Below are 17,839 nucleotides of genomic sequence, written 5' to 3' on the forward strand. Positions count from 1 at the left end.
CCTGTGTTAATGCAGGGTGGAGAAATGCGATCTCGTGGCTGAACGAAGTTTATTTCGGCGCCGCCCCTCATCTCGTTGACAGTAGTATCGAACCCTCATAGGCTCTCGATCCGGTTGGTGTAACGTGCAACGGAGCACGGAAAGCCGGCCGCGATTCCTCATCCGTGCGGAAAGCAACGGCGAATCGTTTCTGTGTGACCCATCGGGGTTCTTCAAGACATCATTCCTGCTCGCTCCGAAGGCAAAGAGGCCAGGAGGCGAGCTGTCGATTCCTCGTCCATGTGAGAGGCGTAGGCGAATGCTGACGCATTCGCCCTCTCCTTCATGTTTTCTCAGGGGAAAAAGAGAAACTCATGAACGTCAACGAGCCATCTCGCGCACATCTCATCGGCACGCACCTCACCGACCTCCTGTCCGGGCGGGCACGTGACACGCCGGACCGGGTCGCCGTCGTCCACGGCCAACAGCAGCTCACTTTCGCCGAGTTGGAGGAGAGCGGCCGTGAGCTGGGCCTCTTCTTGCGGGAAGCGGGTGTGGTGCGGGGCAGTCGGGTGGGCCTCTTCATGGAGCCGTCGCTCGACCTGATGGTCGCCACCTGGGGCATCCTCTACGCCGGCGGCGCCTATCTGCCGCTCTCCCCGGAATACCCTGAAGACCGCATCGCCTACATGATGGAAGACGCCGAAGTCGAGGTCGTCCTCACTCAGGAACATCTCCGGACAGCATTACGGGATGCTGTCGAAAAGGGAACCAGAGTGGTCACCCTGGATGACGCCCGGAGTCTGATCGAGCGGCGCCGCGGTGACCGGCCTGGCGGCGATTTATGCGAGCGTTCGGACGACCTGGAATTAAAGCCCGAAGATCTCGCCTATGTCATCTATACTTCCGGCAGCACGGGAAAGCCGAAGGGGGTGATGATTGAACACCGCAGTGTCGTCAATCAGATGAAATGGCTGCATGACGTCGCCCGGATAGACGAAAAGGCGACCGTTCTGCAGAAGACGCCGATAAGTTTTGACGCCGCGCAGTGGGAGCTGCTGGCCCCCGCCTGCGGAAGCAGGACCGTGATGGGGGAGACCGGTATTTACCGGGACCCCGAGGCTGTTGTCGAGACGATCGTCCGCTTCGGCGTCACGGCACTCCAGTGCGTGCCCACCCTCCTCCAGGCGCTCATCGACACCGAGGACCTGCCGTCCTGCCGCTCGCTGGAGCAGATATTCAGCGGAGGTGAGGCCCTCTCCCGCGGCCTGGCCAGGGCCTGCCTCGACACCCTCCCGGACTGCCGGCTCATCAACCTCTACGGGCCCACCGAATGCACCATCAACGCCTCGGCGCACGTGGTGGACCGGGCGGCCCTCGACGACGGACCCCACACCATCCCGATCGGCACACCGGTGCACGGCACCACCTTTCATGTGCTGACCGCCGCCGGACGGCCCGCCGCGGTGGGCGAGGTCGGCGAACTGTACATCGGTGGCGTCCAGGTGGCCCGCGGCTACCTGAACCGGCCTGATCTCACAGCGCAACGGTTCCTGGACGACCCCTCAGCCGCCGGAGCCGGCCGACGCCTGTACCGGACGGGGGACCTGACCTGCTGGAACCCGGACGGCTCCGTCCAGTTCGTGGGGCGCGCCGACAACCAGGTGAAGCTGCGCGGCTACCGCGTCGAGCTCGACGAGATCAGCCGGACCATCGACGCCCACGACTGGGTCAGGAGCGCCGCCGTCCTGCTGCGTGAGGACGCCACCACCGGGTTCCAGAACCTGATCGGCTTCGTCGAACTCAACCCCAAGGAAGCCGCCCTGATGGACCAGGGCAATCACGGCGCCCACCACCAGTCCAAGCGCAGCAGGCTCCAGGTCAGGGCCCAGCTCTCCGGCAACGGCTGCCGCGACGAGGCCGAACTCGCCGACCGGCCCGTGATCGAACTGCCCGGCGCAGAGGCCACCCCCGCGCAACGCGCGTTGGCCTTCGCCCGCAAGACCTACCGCTTCTACGAGGGCGGCGAGGTGACCCGGGACGACGTCCTGCGCCTGCTCGCCGGGGCCGCCGAGACCCCCGGAACCATCGCGCCACGCACCCCCGGCAGCCTCAGCCGCGCCGAACTCGGGCAGATACTGCGGAACTTCGGCCAGCACCTGAGCGCCGAGCGACTCCTGCCGAAGTACGCCTACGCCTCGCCCGGCTCCCTCTACGCCACGCAGCTGTACCTCGAACTCGTCGGCGTGGCAGGCGTCGAGCGAGGGATCTACTACTACCACCCCCTGCGCCACCACCTGGTGAGGATCGCGGACGCCCCGGAGGGCGACGAACCCCGGGTGACCGTCCACTTCCTCGGCAAACACCGGGCCATCGAGCCGGTGTACCGGAACAACATCCGCGAGGTCCTCGAGATCGAGGCCGGGCACATGGTCGGACTGTTCGACGAGGTGCTGCCGGCCCACGGCCTGCACATCACGGCGGACAGCCGGCGGCCGGAGATCAAGGAACGGCTGGACTGCGCGGGGGAGGACCACTACCTCGGCGCGTTCACCTGGGTACAGGCCGGCGCCTCCGCACCCGCCGACGCGCCCGACCTCTATGTGCAGGCCCACCCCGGGAAGATCGAGGACCTGCCCGCCGGGCTCTACCGCTACGGCCGCGGGGACCTGGAGGCCGTCTCGGAGGCGATCGTGCTGAAGAAGCACGTCATCGCCATCAACCAGCGGGTCTACGAGCGCGCGGCGCTCGGTGTCTCGCTGGTCGCTCGGGGAGAACCGTGGCGGCACTACATCGACCTCGGCCGCACGCTGCAACGACTGCGGACCAACGACCTGAACCTCGGCTTCATGTCGTCCGGATACAGCTCGAGGACCGGCAACGACCTGCACTCGGCCCGGCGCCTGGAGAAGATCCTCGCCGAGCGCGGACTGCCCACAGGACCCTCGTACTTCTGCGTCGGCGGGCGGGTCTCCGACGAGCAGCGGCGCAGCGAGGGCATGAAGGAGGACGCGGTCCACATGCAGGGACCGGCGGAACTGATCCGGGAGGACCTGACCAGCCTGCTGCCCCACTACATGGTGCCGAACCGCATCGTCGTCATGGACCGGCTGCCGCTCACCGCCAACGGCAAGATCGACTCCAAGGCACTGGAAGCCACCCTGGAGCGTGAAGTCCCCGACGCCGAGCGCGCCTTCGTCGCACCGCGGACGCGCACCGAACGACGGGTACGGGACATCTGGCGGGCCGTCCTCAAACGCGAGCAGGTCTCCGTACAGGACGACTTCTTCGAGGCGGGCGGCAACTCGCTGCTCGGCGTGCGGCTCGTGGGCCGTCTGAACAAGTCGTTCGGCGGCGCGCTGCCGCTCCAGGTGCTGTTCGAGGCGCCGACCGTGGAGCAACTCGCGCGCAGGCTGGACGCCGACGCCCCCGCGTCCCTTTCCCGGCTGGTCCCGCTCCAGCCCCAGGGCGCCGCCACGCCCCTGTACTGCTGGCCCGGCCTGGGCGGCTACCCCATGAACCTGCGCCCCCTCGCCGGCGCCCTCGGCACCGCCCGCCCCGTCTTCGGTGTCCAGGCCCACGGCATCAACGCCGGTGAGATCCCCTTCGCCTCGGTCCGCGACATGGCGCTCGCGGACATCGCGGCGATCAGGGAGATCCAGCCGTCCGGACCGTACCTGCTGTGCGGCTACTCCTTCGGCGCCCGGGTCGCCTTCGAGACCGCGTACCAGCTCGAACAGGCCGGCGAACGCGTGGAGCATCTCTTCCTCGTCGCCCCGGGACACCCCAGGCTGCGACCCGAGGACGCGGCCGGGGCGACCGGCGACGCCGACTTCGCCGACCGGGCGTTCATGGCAGTCCTCTTCTCCGTCTTCGCCGGCACGGTCAGCGGCCCGGTGCTGGACGAGTGCCTGCGCACCGTGACCGACGCGGACTCCTTCGTCGCCTTCGTCACAGTGCGATTCCCCGGCCTGGACGAGGCCCTGGTGCGGGCCGTCACGGCGATCGTCCAACAGACGTACTCGGTCACCTACGAGTTCGAGGAACTGTCGGGGCGACGGCTCAACACACCGGTGACCGTCGTCAAGGCGGCCGACGACAACTACTCCTTCATCGAGAGCCGTCAGGGCTACACCACCCGGCCGGCCACCGTACGGCGCCTGTCGGCGGGCCACTACGCGTTGCTGCGCGAGCCGCACGTCGCCGAACTCGCCGCGCTGGTCCTGGACCGGCTGTCCGCCACGGCCCCGGCCGCCCCACCCGCTCACCGGTCCCGTGCCCTTACCCAGGAGGTCGGAGTGCCCCACATCAACATCAAGCACTTCCCGGTGCACATCAGCGACGAACAGGAGACCGAACTGGTGGCGGCCGTCACCGCCGCGGTCCGCGACGCCTTCGGCTGCGCGGAGGACGTGGTCTCCATCTCCCTCGAACCCGTCGAGCAGGAGGTGTGGAACGAGCGCGTCTACGTCCCCGAGATCGTGGAGCGCAAGGACCTGCTCCGTAAAGCGCCCAACTACTGAGCCCACGCCCGCCGATCAAGAGAGAACCCCACATGAAGCAGCCTGGACAGCACAGCCCCGTGCCGCTGGTGTTCACCGACGAGGTGGCGGCCGCGCTCGCCGACGGGGACCCCGTGGTGGCCCTGGAGTCCAACGTCATCACGCACGGCCTGCCCTATCCGGACAACGCGGCCACAGCCCGAAAGGTCGAGGCGGCCGTCCGCGCCGGGGGTGCCGTGCCCGCGACGATCGGCATCGACGACGGCCGGATCCTGGTCGGGATGACCGACGAGGACATCGAACGCTTCGCCGCGACCGACGGCACCCCCAAGGTGAGCAGCCGCGACCTGCCCTTCGTCCTCGCCGCCGGAGGGCTCGGCGCCACCACGGTCGCCTCGTCACTGGTGGCCGCGGAACTGGCCGGCATCTCCTTCTTCGCCTCCGCCGGCATCGGAGGCGTCCACCGCGGGGCCGAGACCACGATGGACATCTCCTCAGACCTGATCCAGTTCACCCGCTCCAAGGTGGCGGTGGTCTGCGCCGGCGCGAAGAAGATCCTCGACCTGGGCCTGACCATGGAATTCCTGGAGACCCACTGCGTCCCCGTCGTCTCCTACGGGTTTGACGACTTCCCCGCCTTCTACTGTCGCTCCAGCGGGCTGCGCGCCCCCTACCGGCTGGACGACGAGACACGAATCGCCCGCGCCGTGGAGACCCACTGGGCGCTCGGCAACGACAGCGCGGTCCTCATCACCAGCCCCACCACCGAGGAGGACGCCATCAACGGCGAGGAGATCGAGGCGGCCATCGCGCAGGCCCTCGACAGCGCGCGGCGGGACGGTGTCCGCGGCGGCGCCGTGACGAAGTACGTCATGCGCGCGGTGGACCGTGCCACCGAGGGCAGGTCGGCCCGCGCCAACATGGCCGTCCTCGTCCACACCGCCGAAGCGGGCGGCCGACTGGCCGCGGCACACGCCGAACTCCGCCGCGGCGACCGATGACACAGCACGTCAAACACCCGAACGACGGCGAGCAGGAAAGAGCAGACATGTCGCGTGTGGCCATGTTCGATCTCGACGGAACGCTGGTGGACTCCCCCCGGGCGATCGTGGAGACCTTCGGCGCCGCCTTCGAAGCGATGGGCGAGGCCCCTCGTGACGCTGAGGACATCCGGGCCACCATAGGCCTTCCCCTGGAGCAGGCTTTCGCCACGCTGCTGGACGCACCGCGGGACGGCTCGCGCGTCGCCGAGGGCGTGCGCCGCTATCAGGAGGCGTTCCGCGACGTCATCCTGCCGCGTGCCCGGTCGCTGGTCTTCCCGGGAGTCGTCGAAGGGCTCGACGAACTGCTGCGCGAGGGGCTCACCCTGGCGGTGGCCACCAGCAAGTTCCATGCCAGCGCCGACGCCCTGCTGACGGCGGCCGGCCTGCGGGACCGCTTCACGGTGCTCATCGGCGCCGACGACGTCACCCACCCCAAGCCGCATCCCGAATCGGGCCTCGCCGTCCTGCGCCGCTGCGACTGCGCGGCCGGAGACGCGGTGATGGTCGGCGACACCACGCACGACCTGTACATGGCCCACGCGGCCGGAATCCACACGGTCGCGGTCACCTACGGCGTGCACACACGAGCCGAACTCGCGGCGGCGGACCCCGGGCACATCGCCGACAGCTTCGCCGACGTCGTGTCCTGCATCGTCAAGTGGCTGCCCCGGGTCTGACCGGACACGCCCCCAACCCGAACGAGAAGAGGCAGGCCCGCATGCCCGACACCACCACCGCAGCGCATTCGGCCCAAACGGACACCCACCGGACCGACGGCGACGTCGTCAGCCGGCTGCTGGACAACCGCACCCATCACATCGAGTTCAACGGTCACCTCACCAACCACGTCAAGCACGCGGTGGTGGCCCTGGCCGGCCTCGGGGTGGACCCGCGGCGCATCCAGGACTACCACGACACCTATGTGAGCCTGACGCCGTACGGCTTCCCCGTGGAACAGGCCAGGCCGGCCCGGCACACCATCGACGAGGACAACTGGACCGAACTCCTCGGCAAGCGCGTCGACTTCGCGGCCTACTGCGACTTCTTCGACCGACGCGAGGAAGCGCTCGGCCTGCCGGAGGTGCTCCGGCGCTATGTGCCGCAGCTGCTGCCCGGATGGGCCGGAGCGCTCCAGCACGCCACCATCCACCTCGGCTGGGCGCTGGACGCCGGCAGCCGCTGGATGGCCATCGAGGGGCTCGCCTACCTGGCCTTCGCCCACGTCTCCTGCCACCCCGAGCGCACCTTCCCGGCCGAGCCCGGCCGTGGCGCCGAGAAGCCGATGGAGTCTCTGCTGCGGATCGCGGGGGTGTGGGATGCGAACCAGCGGGAGCTCGGGGCCTGGGCGGACGGCCTGGCCGAGGACACCGAGGCCGCGACCGAGGCCGGTATCCACCCCGAACTCCTGCGCTCGGGGCTCCAGTACCGCATCGCCCGGATGCTCGGCGAGGGGCATCCGCTGATCAGCGAGATCCCCGCTTGGGTCGACGGACAGAGCCCCGAGGCCAGCTGGGACGACCTGGCTTATCTCGTCACCGTGCTGTACCTCGCGGAACCCGGTGACTTCCTGCTGCTCCACCTGATCACCGCGCTGCACGCCATGCGGCACATCGCCGACGCGCTGCCCGGCGACCAGCGCCACGAGGTGGTCCGCTGCTACTGGACCGGCATCATGGGCGTCCTCTTCTCCCGGGGCCACTTCTCCAGGCCCGGCAAGCTTCTGGCGCTCGACTCCCTCTTCGGCACTGCACTCGACGACGTCGACGACCCCCGGTGGACGCGTGAATGGGACTGGCTCGTCGCGCGCGCGGTGGAGGAGGAAGAGGAGCACAACCCCAAACTTGTCCACGTCATGCGCCAGTTGTGGCAGCGGAGCGGCGGGATGTCCGTCTACCGGGTCGCCGCCGGGCAGTTCACCGCCACCCCGGAGCTGCCCGCCACGTTCGAGGAGCCTCCGGTCGACTGACCGCCGCCCCGAAACCCGCGTCAGCAACCTCACCCGACCCGGCAGGAGTCCTGAGATGCCCGCTACCAGCGCGCCCTCCATCGACACATACCTCGGTACGAACGTCCATCTTCTGCCTCAGACCGACCAGTTACGCGCGTTGCACACGGTCATCCGTGACCGGGACGTGAGCCGTGAGGACTTCGTCTTCTACTCCGGGCGCATCATCCGCCAGCTGATCGAGGCGAGCCTGAACCTGCTGCCCTTCGAGCGGCAGAACGTCACCACCCCGGTCGGCAGCACCTATCCCGGGCTGCGCTTCGCGGCGAAGCTGTGCGGCGTCCCCGTCGTACGCGCCGGGGAGAGCATGGAGGCCGAACTGCGGGCGGTGTGCAGGGGGATCAGGATCGGCAAGATCCTGATCCAGCGAGACATCACCACGAAGCTGCCGAAGCTGTTCTACACCAAGCTTCCCGACGACATCGCGGACCGCCATGTCCTCCTGCTCGACCCCATGCTGGCGACCGGCGGCACGGCACTGGCCGCCATCGACGTACTGCTCGAGCGCGGGGTCGCCGAGGAGAACATCGTCTTCATCAACTTCATCACCGTGCCGGAAGGCATCGCCGCCGTGTGCGAACGTCACCCTCGGGTACGGATCGTGACCTCCTCCATCGAGCAGAGGCTCAACGAGAACGCCTACATGCTGCCCGGCATTGGCGACTTCGGTGATCGCTACTTCGGAACGGACGGATAGCCGTACATGGCCCAACGGCGCCAACAGGAGCGGCCCGACCACGTTGTCGCGGACAAGGGCCGCTCCGCCCGCGCCTTCCGGGCCTACCCGCGTCGACACGGGTCGGGCGGGGCGGGTGTCCCTTCAGCCGGCTGCACGTACTCCCGTTCAGAAAGTGCCGGGTCAGCGCACTCGACCCCGTGGTTTCAGCATGCGACGCCAAGGAGTCAGGACGACATGGCAGCACGTACGCTCGCCCGCGGTATGGGCAGCTTCTTCAAGGACTGCGAGCACCCTGAGGCTCGCTGGTCGAGGTGCCCACACGAGTACAAGATCCGATACCGCAACGCGGCGGGCAAGCAGGCCGAGGAAGCCGGGTTCGCCACCCAGGGCAAGGCGATCACTCGTTTGACGGAGATCTACAACGAGAAAAAGGCCACCCTTCGGTCCCAGTCGAAGGTGGAGCGGATCCAGAAGTACGGGACGATGCGCTTCGAGGAGTACGCCGAGGAGCGGAAGGCCGGCCAGCGGCACCTGGCGGTCGACTCGGTGCGCCACCTCGATTCGCTCCTGGAGCACCACCTCACCCCGACGCTCGGCAGCCGGAGGATGAACTCCTTCGACCACAAGGTGGTGGACCTCTTCATCCGCACCATGGAGCGTTCGAAGACGGGGCTGGCCACTCAAGCCAACGCCTTCGACGAGCTCCGCGCGATCCTCCTGGACGCCCACCGACTTGGCATCTACTCGGCCAGCCAGCATGACCTGAGGTCTCCTGGCTTGAGTCGCGCAGCGATCCTCGCGGGACGCTCCGGCGCCGCTCATGCTGGCGCCGCCTGGCCGAATGGACCGAAGCCGGAGTGTGGCCCCGGCTGCACCAACTCTCCTAGCAGATGAGGGTGCAGGCGAGGCCGGTGAAGGCAAGGAAGCGCTCGATTCCCGATCGCAGGCATTGCGCAGGTGACTCGCCGGTTCCGGCGGCGGCCGGGCCGAGGCCCGACGGGAGGTGGGTCACCGCCATGGCGACAGCCTTGTCGGCTGTGGCAGCTTCGCCGAGGAAACCCTCATGAAGAAACCGCTGAACGCGGTAAGGGCGTCCGGCGTTGGACGGGACGATGGCGACCACAACAGGGGATGTGTGCCCGGTGTAGGCGCTGAAGCCGAGCGTCCAGTGGCTGGACATCGGGGAGAGCTGCCGCAGGCGCGGTTCGGCCTGGGCAGCTTCCACGAGCAGGCCGAACTCAGGGAAGTCCGGAGCATCGGCGGCCTGTTCCCGCAGTCGACGCCAGCTCACGTCAACCGCTGCGGCCGGCCCGCGTTCGTGAGCCTCGGCGAGCTCGCTGAAGTGCAGAAACGGCAGTTGCGCGTGCATTTCCCGCAGGCTCTTGCCCTCCCCTACGCCACACCTGTCCGGACGACATCCGCGAGATCGGGGGTTGCCCCGGTGATGAGTTCGACCCCCCGGCTCCAACCGGAAACACGGAAACAGCGCCCCTCGGTTCTGATGTGAACGGACAGTGGCCGACGCTCAGGAAGCGGGGCCGCGATGCCCGCGGAAACGACTGGTCCCCAGCCCCCCCGGCACGGTCACGAGATCGACACCAAGGTCGGCCGCCACCTGGTCCAAGGCGGCGGCTACGCTACCCGCGGCAGCCAGGTCGAAATAAGCATCGGAGTCCACGGCCGCATTGTGCCTTCACCGCGCCGTGACAAAGAACAGCAATCGGCGAACGAAGCGCCGCCGGGGCAACGAGGCGCGCGAGGCCAACCGTCACTGCTCGTATCCGATGTTCGCTGCCTGGGGGTACGACTGGTCACCGTGGGGCCGTGAGCAGGAAATCCCTGGTCGTGCACGGAGAGAAGATCTCGGCCACTGTCAGACCTGAGCCGGCATCAACACGGACAGATCTTCTGAACGACGCCGCGCTGATCCCATGATGCCTGCCGTTGCCCGTAAGCCCGAACCCGACACCGCGGCGAGCAGCAGACAGCCGCCCGCGACGAGTCGACTCCCACCGTTCAGGACCGGCCGCAGACCGGGCACGCGGCCACTTCGCCCCGCTGCAACAGCACCACCCGCCGCCGGGTCCGCTGAAGCCATCACCATTGCCGTGACCTGCACCGACACGAGCAGAACACTGCCTCAGCCGCCATCGAGGGTGGTAACGGACGTCGGCGAGCGTGCGCTGTTGCGTGGCTGGCTGGCTGGCTGGCTGGCTGGCTGGCTGGCTGAGCCGGGGTCGGGGCGGGCGTGGTGCGGCCGAGAAGGCCGAGTGCCGCTTGGGGTCCGTGGTTGCGGCGGGCGGCGGCTATTTCGTCGAGGTCCCAGGCCATTTCGCCGACGACGGTGCGGCGCGGGCCGCGGGCTTCGATGGTGCCGTCCAGTTTACCGACCTTCGTGGTGTCCGGATCGTCTGTGACCTGCGTCAAGGCGTCGAGTGGGCGTCCGGGACGGCATGGCCGTGATAATCGGGTCGCCACCGGTCGGGCCCCGCTGATAGACAGAAGCGATGGCGGATGACGACGCGCAAGGATTCCAAGCAGGACAGTCGGGGCTGATCGTGAGGGTTCCGGAGGCGGAGCCTTTGGTGCACGCGTGGCGTGACCGGCTTGACCCCTCGGCCCGCGCTGGTGTTCCGGCGCATGTCACCGTGCTTTTTCCGTTTCTCGACGCGAGCCGCATTGATGAGGGTGTCTGCGCCGCGATCGGCAAGGTACTCGGTCGGCATCAGTCCTTCGAGGCCCGGTTCGACCACTGCGGCCGGTTCCCTGGAGTGCTCTATCTCGCCCCCGAATCGGACACTGGCTTCAGGCATCTCACGGAGGCGATCGTGGAGCGGTGGCCGGAAAACCCGCCGTTCGGCGGGCAGTTCGACGATGTTGTGCCGCATCTGACCGTCGCCCAGGGACAGGACGAGGCTGTCGTGGAGAAGGCCGAGGCCGATCTGCTCACTGGCCTCCCCGTCTTCGCGCAGGTCTCGTCGGTCGACTTGTTGGTCCACGACGGAACACGGTGGCGGCAGAGGGCCACCTTCCCGCTGGGGTAGGCGCGGTTGCGCTGGTCGGTCAGCCGTTGCGGGAAGCGGCCTGGTCGCGATCGAGGTGGATCGGTTCGGCGATCACGACAGGTCCCGTTCGACAAGTTGGGCTTCGAGGTCAGCGATGCGTTTCTCGGCGAATCGGAGGTTGGAGCGGGGCTCCTTCGAGCCGCTCCTGGAGCCTGCGGTGCTCCTGAGCGAGCTGGTGGACGCGATGTTCGAGGTTGGTGCTCTCGGTGGTCGGCTGCTGGACGGACTCGCCGGGGACCGTGTGGTCGAAGTCGCCGAGCCTGCCCATAAGTTCGCCGATCCGCTGGCGCTGGGCGAAGACCTCTTTCTGGGTGCGAGTCAGCTCGGCCTCGGCGTTCAGGGCTCGCTCCCGTCAGGACGCCTCGATCTGGTCGTGCTGTTCCTGTCCGAGTCGGTCATGCCGGCTGCGGCTGTCGGCGACTGAGGATTTCACGAGGGTGCGGGCGTCGGTGTTCTCGTAGAGGAACGTGGCGGACACCCCGGCCCGTTGGGCGATGGCCCGGACGGTCAGGCGTCCGAGTTCGCGCCGGAGCCGGCCGCCGTGCTCTCGGGCCTCATGGGCTCTCCTCACTGGTCTGAGCCAGTTCATGGGCCGGGAAGGCAGTGGGCCACACCCGGCCGAAGTAGTCCTGGGGCCGACGATGGTCCAGGCACAGGGCTTCCTCGAGCAGCCCGACGGCTTGGAGGGCTCGTTGATGTCCGCCGCGAGACCGCCGCGCGCGTCTCGCGCCGGTCTCCATGTGCCTGATGTACATGCTGAAGCGTTTGGCACCCGGCCTGTGGCCGTGTCGTTCCGGGCTGCTCGTCACTTCTGGGCAGGGAGAATCGGCCTAGTCACTGGACGCCCCCGAGCGCCGCTCGCGATGCCGTCACCGGCAGCGACGCAACACGTGTTGTGCGTCGGGGCTCCAGGGTGACACACCTCGCACTGAGTTTGCGGGAACCCCAGAACAGGGGTCTCAGGTCAGCATCGTTCCGATGAAGGCGGCGTTTCGAGCTCGCCAAGCGCGTGGTTCGCCGCTGGCGGCTCGCGGCGTGAGTTCGAAAACGTGGTGCTGAGAGGGATGCGGGAAGGGGGGAAGTCTCTCGGAGTCGCCTGACTACCTGTCGGCAAAGTCGGCATTGGGTCAGCATCAGTTCGAGTAAGGGTGGTTAAGCCTGGCGAAACTTGCACTTCGAGGGCGGGTGGAATGAGTGGTTGGAGAGGCGTTTGCTCATGCAGTGCGAACAGGCCGGGCGGGGCGTGTGTCCCCTCGCCCGGCTGCACGTACTCCCGTTCAGAAAGTGCCAGGTCAGCGCACTCGACCGCGCGGTTTCAATGGCACAGGCGGCAGTTCGGGCGCGGGCAGCGGGTCTCCGTCGTACCCCTTCACTTCCCCGAATCTCGTACCGCTCATCCAGTCCTCCCGAGCCTGACTGATGTCCTCCTGCGTGCGCCCCACGAAGTTCCACCACATGATGAGTTCCTCCGCGAACGGCTCGCCGCCCAGGAGCATGAGGGAGGCGTCCGACTCGGCGCGCAGGGGGAGTTCGGTGCGGCCGCAGCCGAGGTAGAGCATGGAGCCCGGGAGGACCGGGACGCCGTCGACGTGCACCTCGCCGGACATGGCCAGGACGCCGTACTCGAAGTCCGGATCGAGGGGGAGGCGGACGTCGGCGCCCTCGGTCAGGGTGAGGTCGGCGCCGACGATCGGGGTGTAGGCCGTGCCCGGGGAGACGGAGCCGTCGAGGTCGCCGAGGATCACCGTGGCGGTGAGGCCCGGCGCCGTGACCGTGGGGAGGTCCGCGTGGAACTCGAAACGCGGTTCGGTGTGGCGGTGTTCGTCCGGCAGGGCGACCCACAGCTGGGCGCCGCGCAGGAAGCGGGCGTGCGCCTTCGGGCTCTCCTCGGAGTGGCTGATCGCCCGGCCCGAGGTCATCAGGCCCAGCTGGCGGGGGCCGATGGTCTGGAGACTCCCCGTGGAGTCGCGGTGCAGCACCTCGCCCTCGTGCAGCCAGCTGACCGTCTGGAGCCCGATGTGCGGGTGCGGCGGAACCTGCATGCCGGGCTCGTCGGCGATGTCGTCGGGGCCGTAGTGGTCGACGAAGGCCCACGCGCCGATCATGCGCCGGCCGAGGTTCGGCAGCAGCCGGCGCACCTCGGTCGACTCGCCCAGTTTCACGCGGCGGGGGCTCAGCAGCTCGCGGACGGGTTCGGCGACGACGAACCCACGGCCACCGCACACGCTCGGTGCGGGCATGCGGTCAAGGTTGCTCATACCGCCCAACCTAGCCGCCGCCCGTCCCCGTTGCCGAGGGGCACCCGTTCCGGCGCGCGTCCGGGGAACCGCCCGGCCGTACGATGGGCCCCGTTTCGTGCCGTCTCCTCGTGCCGGTCGCCCGGGCCGGACAGCTCGGCCAGGTGCACCGCCTTGCTCACGTCGTGCGTCGCCGCGCCGAACAGCACCGCCTCCCTGTCGCACTCCAGTGCCGGGCAATGCCGTTGCGTCCATTCGGCGAGTCGCGCCGCCACGTCGTGCACCGCCCGGAGGTATGCCACCAGGCGCGGCGGTGCCCCGACCCGGCCAGCAGCGGGGCCGCTCGTTCCGGCAGAGGGCGCCGCGGCGGATCGGTGGCCCGGTCCGTCGCGATCGCCATCACGTTCGTCGGAGTCATCGCGCCAGAGCAGCTCCGGGTGAACATGCTGGAGCGAGAAGGCCGTTGAGGTGCGTGAGGGGCCGGAGCGGAGTCAGCCCGCGTACCTCACGACGCCCTCCTCCGCGAACGTCAGCGCCTCCGCGTGTCCGAAGAGGCCCGGCAGGCCGCCGGTGTGCACGAACACTGTCCGGTCGCCGGGGCGTACGTCGCCCTTGCGGACGGCGGCGGCCAGGCCGGCCAGGGCCCGGCCGGTGTACGTGGGGTCGAGGACCAGGCCCTCGGTGCGGGCGGCGAGGTGGAGGGCCTGGGCCGTCTGGTCGGTCAGTGCGGCGTAGCCGCTGCCGACCTGGTCGCGGCGTACCCGCAGGCGGTCCGCGGTGACGACCTCTGTGGTGAGCGGGCGCGCGAACTTCGCGACGGCCGCGGCGGGATCGGGCAGCGCGCCGACGTCGACGCCGAGCACCGCGTCGGTGCCGAGGGCGGCCACCAGGCCCGCCATCGTGCCGCCGGAACCCAGCGCGACCACCGCCGTGCGCAGGTCGGGCACCTGCTCGCGCAGTTCCTCGCCGCAGCGCACATAGCCCCGGGCGCCCAGCGCGCTCGACCCGCCGAATGGGATCAGCGCCGGCCGTGCGTTCTGCGTGCGCAGGCTCTCGCACACCTCCGCCGCCGCGGTGTCCAGCCCTGCCTGGTCGACATCGCCCGCCCAGACCACCCGTGCGCCGAGCAGCCCGTCCAGGGCGAGGTTCCCGGAGCGCGACGCGGCCGCCGAGCCGCGGAGCACCAGCACCGACTCCAGTCCCAGCCGGGCCGCCGCCGCTGCCGTCAGCCTCGCGTGGTTGCTCTGCGGTGCCCCCGTCGTGACCAGCGTGTCGGCGCCCTCGGCGAGTGCCGCGCCCACGGTCCACTCCAGCTTGCGGATCTTGTTGCCGCCGCCGCCCAGGCCCGTCAGGTCGTCCCGCTTGACCCACAGGTCCTCCGGACCGAGCCCGAGCGCGGCCGCCAGCCGGGGCGCCGGCTCCACGGGAGTGGGGAAAGTGCCGAGCGGTACGGGCGGGTGGGTCATGGCGTATGTCCTCGGGTCCGGGGGTGGTCAGGCGGCTGAGGGGGTGGAGGGAGCGGAGGGGGCAGCGGGGAGAAGCCGGGAGGGAGGGGGGAGGTGCGGGGTGCGGGGTTCGCGAGTGAGGCGGATGGCGGTGTCTTCGCTGGTCGGGGGCTCCTACAGTAGACCCGACGACCTGTCGGCCGGCCGATCACCATGCTGACCCGCACGCGCACCGGCCGACGTCCGCGAAGCGCCGGCCGCCGCCGCCGCACCGCCCGCTTCCGAGTGCCGTCGCCCGTCGCCGCCCGCATCCGAGCCCCCGCGCCCTCGCACCGCCGCCTCCGAGCGCCGTCGTCCGCGCCCCGCCCGCTTCCGAGCGCGCCCACGTCCGTCCCCACCCATCCGCCGGTCCTCACCCATCCGCCGGTCCCCACCCATCTACCCGTCCCCGCCCCTCACACCGGCAGCAGCCTCGCGATCAGCGCGCCGAGCTGCCGGGCCGTGCGGCACTCGTGCATCTCGACCAGTTCCGCGTAGGCGGGCGCGGCGGAGTCGCCGGTGCCCCACTGGGCGTGGGACTCGGGGTTCAGCCAGTAGACGCGGCGGGCGCGGCGGGCCAGGTCGCGGACGGCGGGCAGGTTCGGGTCGCTCATGTTCGTACGGGCGTCGCCCAGGACGAAGACGGTCGTACGGGGGCCCACCGACGCGCCGTACCGTTCGGTGAACTCGCCCAGGGCGACGCCGTAGTCGCTGCTGCCGTGCCAGCCGGTGAGGGTGGCCTCCGTGCGGATGCGGGTGCTGAGCCCGTCGGGGTCGGCTCGGCCGTGGTCGAGGAGACCGGTCACCTCGTCGAGGCGGTTGACGAAGGCGAACACGCGGACCTTGCTGAACTGGTCGTGCAGCGCCTGGACCAGGAGCATCGTGAAGTCCGAGAAGCCGGACACCGAACCCGACACGTCGCACAGCAGGACCAGTTCGGGCCGCGCCGGGCGGCGTCTGCGCAGCACCGGCCGCAGCGGGACCCCGCCGGTGGACAACGAGGAGCGCACGGTGCGGCGCAGGTCGATGGTGCCGCGTGCGGCCCGGCGGCGGCGCGCGGCGAGCCGGGTCGCCAGCTTGCGCGCCAGTGGCTGGACCGTCCTGCGCAGCTCGGTGAGCTGGTCCCGTCCCGCGAAGAGGAAGTCCACCCGGTCGGCGGTCGGACGTACGGCCCGGCGGGCGATCTCGTCGCGCCCGCGCCGTTCCGCGACCCGGCGCCGGGCCTCGGCCCCGACCATGCGCCGGAACGTCTCGATGCGCCGGCGGATCTCGTCGTCCAGCAGCCGGTCCGCGAACCCGGTGCCGCCGCCCGCGGCCCGGACGTCGGACCGCACCCGGGCCAGCAGGGTCTGCGGGCGCAGGCGGTCCAGCGTCTGGTACGCCGACCAGCCGTCCGAGCCCGGCGAACTCCCGTATCCGCCCATCCCGTCGACCGCCTCCGCCGCCAACTGGGCCAGCAGCGCGTGGTCGTTGTCGACGAGGGCCTCGGCGAGCCGGTCGCGCAGCTCCTCCCGGCCGGCCGGCGCCGTGTCCGGGCCGCCGACGACGCGCGGGAAGTAGAGGTCGAAGACCGGGTCGAACACGGCCCGTTGGCCCGGACCGTGCAGCAGGGTCGCGGCCAGGCCCTCCCGCAGCAGGTCCCGGTCGGTGAAGCCGAGCGCCTCGGCCGCGAGGGCCGCGTCCACGGTCTCCCCGGTGCCGATCCGCATGCCGTGCGCGCGCAGTGCCCCGACCAGACCGGTGACCCGTCCGGCCAGATCGCCGTTACGGGTGGCCTCGACCGCTCCCGCCTCGGTTGCCCTGGCTGCCTCGGCTGCCCCGATGGCCTGGGCTGCCCCGGTGACCCGGCCTGCCCCGGTGACCCGGCCTGCCCCGGTGGCCCGGGTCGCCCCGGCGGGCCTGGTGGCCCACGCGACCTGCGTGGCTTCCGGCACGCCCCCGGTCCCGGCGTCGCCCCCGTCGCCCCCGCCGCTCACAGCGCGCTCAGGTCCAGCTTCGCGGCGGCCTTCTGGATGTCGTCCTGGTGCTTGAGGATCACGCCCAGGGTGTCCCGTACGACCGTCTCGTCCAGCGTCTCCGCGCCCAGCGCGAGCAGCGTGCGGGCCCAGTCGATGGTCTCGGCGACCGAGGGAGCCTTGCGCAGGTCCATCGCGCGCAGCGCGCCCACGACCCGGACCACCGACGCGGCCAGCGCGGCGTCGAGCCCCGGCACCTTCAGCCGTACGATCCGCCGCTCCAGCTCCTCCTCGGGGAAGCCGATGTGCAGGAACAGGCAGCGGCGGCGCAGCGCCTCGGACAGCTCGCGTCCGGCGTTGGAGGTGAGGACGACGAAGGGGCGCCGGGTCGCGGTGATGGTGCCCAGCTCGGGGACCGTGACCTGGAAGTCGCTGAGCACCTCCAGCAGCAGACCCTCCATCTCCACGTCGGCCTTGTCGGTCTCGTCGATCAGCAGCACCGTCGGCTCGTCACCGCGGATCGCGGTGAGGAGCGGACGGGGGAGCAGGAACTCCTCGCTGAAGATGTCGGTGCGGGTGTCGTCCCACGACTCGTCGCGGCCCGCGCTGATGCGCAGCAGCTGCTTGGCGTGGTTCCACTCGTACAGGGCGCGGGACTCGTCGACGCCCTCGTAGCACTGGAGCCGTACCAGCCGGGCCGCCATGACCTCGGCGACGGCCTTGGCCAGCTCGGTCTTGCCGACGCCCGCGGGGCCCTCCACCAGCAGGGGCTTGCCGAGGCGGGCGGCGAGGAAGACGGTCGTGGCGACGGCGGGCGAGGCGAGGTATCCGGTCCCGGCCAGCCGGGCGGAGACGTCGTCGACGGATGAGAACAACGGGGACCTCCGGCG

General features: G+C 69.9%; 15 protein-coding genes. 9 read left to right on the plus strand and 6 right to left on the minus strand.

Annotation, left to right across the window (positions count from 1 at the left end):
* Nucleotides 1-353: 353 nt before the first annotated feature.
* From ACIPRD_RS08410 to ACIPRD_RS08435, 6 genes are all read left to right on the plus strand, one after another.
* On the plus strand, nucleotides 354-4,502 hold the full coding sequence (locus tag ACIPRD_RS08410) for an amino acid adenylation domain-containing protein (RefSeq protein ID WP_401561212.1): 4,149 nt from the start codon (nucleotides 354-356) through the stop codon (nucleotides 4,500-4,502).
* A 32-nt stretch (nucleotides 4,503-4,534) separates the two neighbouring features.
* The gene (locus ACIPRD_RS08415; protein ID WP_356409127.1) at nucleotides 4,535-5,482 is read left to right on the plus strand and encodes a pseudouridine-5'-phosphate glycosidase; all 948 of its coding nucleotides are present in this window, start codon (nucleotides 4,535-4,537) and stop codon (nucleotides 5,480-5,482) included.
* 47 nt (nucleotides 5,483-5,529) lie between these two features.
* Nucleotides 5,530-6,201, plus strand: coding sequence for an HAD family hydrolase (locus ACIPRD_RS08420; RefSeq protein ID WP_356409124.1), 672 nt, complete (start codon nucleotides 5,530-5,532; stop codon nucleotides 6,199-6,201).
* Nucleotides 6,202-6,242: 41 nt separating this feature from the next.
* Entirely contained in the window at nucleotides 6,243-7,490 is a 1,248-nt protein-coding gene (locus tag ACIPRD_RS08425) for a questin oxidase family protein (protein ID WP_401561215.1), read from the plus strand.
* Between the two features lie 55 nt (nucleotides 7,491-7,545).
* Nucleotides 7,546-8,226: a uracil phosphoribosyltransferase gene (gene upp, locus ACIPRD_RS08430; protein WP_356409118.1), complete on the plus strand. Its 681-nt coding sequence runs from the start codon at nucleotides 7,546-7,548 to the stop codon at nucleotides 8,224-8,226.
* A 216-nt stretch (nucleotides 8,227-8,442) separates the two neighbouring features.
* Nucleotides 8,443-9,102: a hypothetical protein gene (locus ACIPRD_RS08435; RefSeq protein WP_401561217.1), complete on the plus strand. Its 660-nt coding sequence runs from the start codon at nucleotides 8,443-8,445 to the stop codon at nucleotides 9,100-9,102.
* On the opposite strand, the gene ACIPRD_RS08440 is transcribed toward ACIPRD_RS08435, so the two are convergent.
* Nucleotides 9,092-9,577: a DUF6193 family natural product biosynthesis protein gene (locus tag ACIPRD_RS08440; protein ID WP_401561220.1), complete on the minus strand. Its 486-nt coding sequence runs from the start codon at nucleotides 9,575-9,577 to the stop codon at nucleotides 9,092-9,094. The genes ACIPRD_RS08435 and ACIPRD_RS08440 overlap by 11 nt on opposite strands.
* An 821-nt stretch (nucleotides 9,578-10,398) precedes the next feature.
* On the opposite strand from ACIPRD_RS08440, the gene ACIPRD_RS08445 reads away from it, so the two are divergent.
* From ACIPRD_RS08445 to ACIPRD_RS08455, 3 genes are all read left to right on the plus strand, one after another.
* Nucleotides 10,399-10,671 carry a hypothetical protein gene (locus ACIPRD_RS08445; RefSeq protein ID WP_401561222.1) on the plus strand — a complete coding sequence of 91 codons (273 nt, stop codon included), beginning with the start codon at nucleotides 10,399-10,401 and terminating at the stop codon, nucleotides 10,669-10,671.
* A gap of 44 nt (nucleotides 10,672-10,715) precedes the next feature.
* Nucleotides 10,716-11,252 (plus strand): 2'-5' RNA ligase family protein, encoded by a 537-nt coding sequence (locus tag ACIPRD_RS08450; protein ID WP_401561224.1) that lies wholly within the window; start codon nucleotides 10,716-10,718, stop codon nucleotides 11,250-11,252.
* A gap of 178 nt (nucleotides 11,253-11,430) precedes the next feature.
* Nucleotides 11,431-11,697, plus strand: coding sequence for a hypothetical protein (locus ACIPRD_RS08455; RefSeq protein WP_401561226.1), 267 nt, complete (start codon nucleotides 11,431-11,433; stop codon nucleotides 11,695-11,697).
* Nucleotides 11,698-12,565: 868 nt separating this feature from the next.
* On the opposite strand, the gene ACIPRD_RS08460 is transcribed toward ACIPRD_RS08455, so the two are convergent.
* The 5 genes from ACIPRD_RS08460 to ACIPRD_RS08480 all read right to left on the minus strand — a co-directional run bounded on the left by ACIPRD_RS08460 (nucleotide 12,566) and on the right by ACIPRD_RS08480 (nucleotide 17,824).
* A complete protein-coding gene (locus ACIPRD_RS08460) occupies nucleotides 12,566-13,531 on the minus strand; it encodes a pirin family protein (protein WP_401561229.1) in 966 nt (321 codons plus the stop codon).
* Nucleotides 13,528-13,794: a hypothetical protein gene (locus ACIPRD_RS08465; protein ID WP_401561232.1), complete on the minus strand. Its 267-nt coding sequence runs from the start codon at nucleotides 13,792-13,794 to the stop codon at nucleotides 13,528-13,530. The genes ACIPRD_RS08460 and ACIPRD_RS08465 overlap by 4 nt, the downstream gene beginning before the upstream one ends.
* A gap of 207 nt (nucleotides 13,795-14,001) precedes the next feature.
* On the minus strand, nucleotides 14,002-14,976 hold the full coding sequence (locus ACIPRD_RS08470) for a pyridoxal-phosphate dependent enzyme (protein WP_401561235.1): 975 nt from the start codon (nucleotides 14,974-14,976) through the stop codon (nucleotides 14,002-14,004).
* A 434-nt stretch (nucleotides 14,977-15,410) separates the two neighbouring features.
* A complete protein-coding gene (locus ACIPRD_RS08475; RefSeq protein ID WP_401561897.1) occupies nucleotides 15,411-16,703 on the minus strand; it encodes a VWA domain-containing protein in 1,293 nt (430 codons plus the stop codon).
* A gap of 263 nt (nucleotides 16,704-16,966) precedes the next feature.
* The gene (locus tag ACIPRD_RS08480) at nucleotides 16,967-17,824 is read right to left on the minus strand and encodes an AAA family ATPase (protein WP_401561238.1); all 858 of its coding nucleotides are present in this window, start codon (nucleotides 17,822-17,824) and stop codon (nucleotides 16,967-16,969) included.
* Nucleotides 17,825-17,839 lie beyond the last annotated feature (15 nt).

Source organism: Streptomyces sp. NPDC090108, assembly GCF_044747185.1.
Taxonomy (GTDB): domain Bacteria; phylum Actinomycetota; class Actinomycetes; order Streptomycetales; family Streptomycetaceae; genus Streptomyces.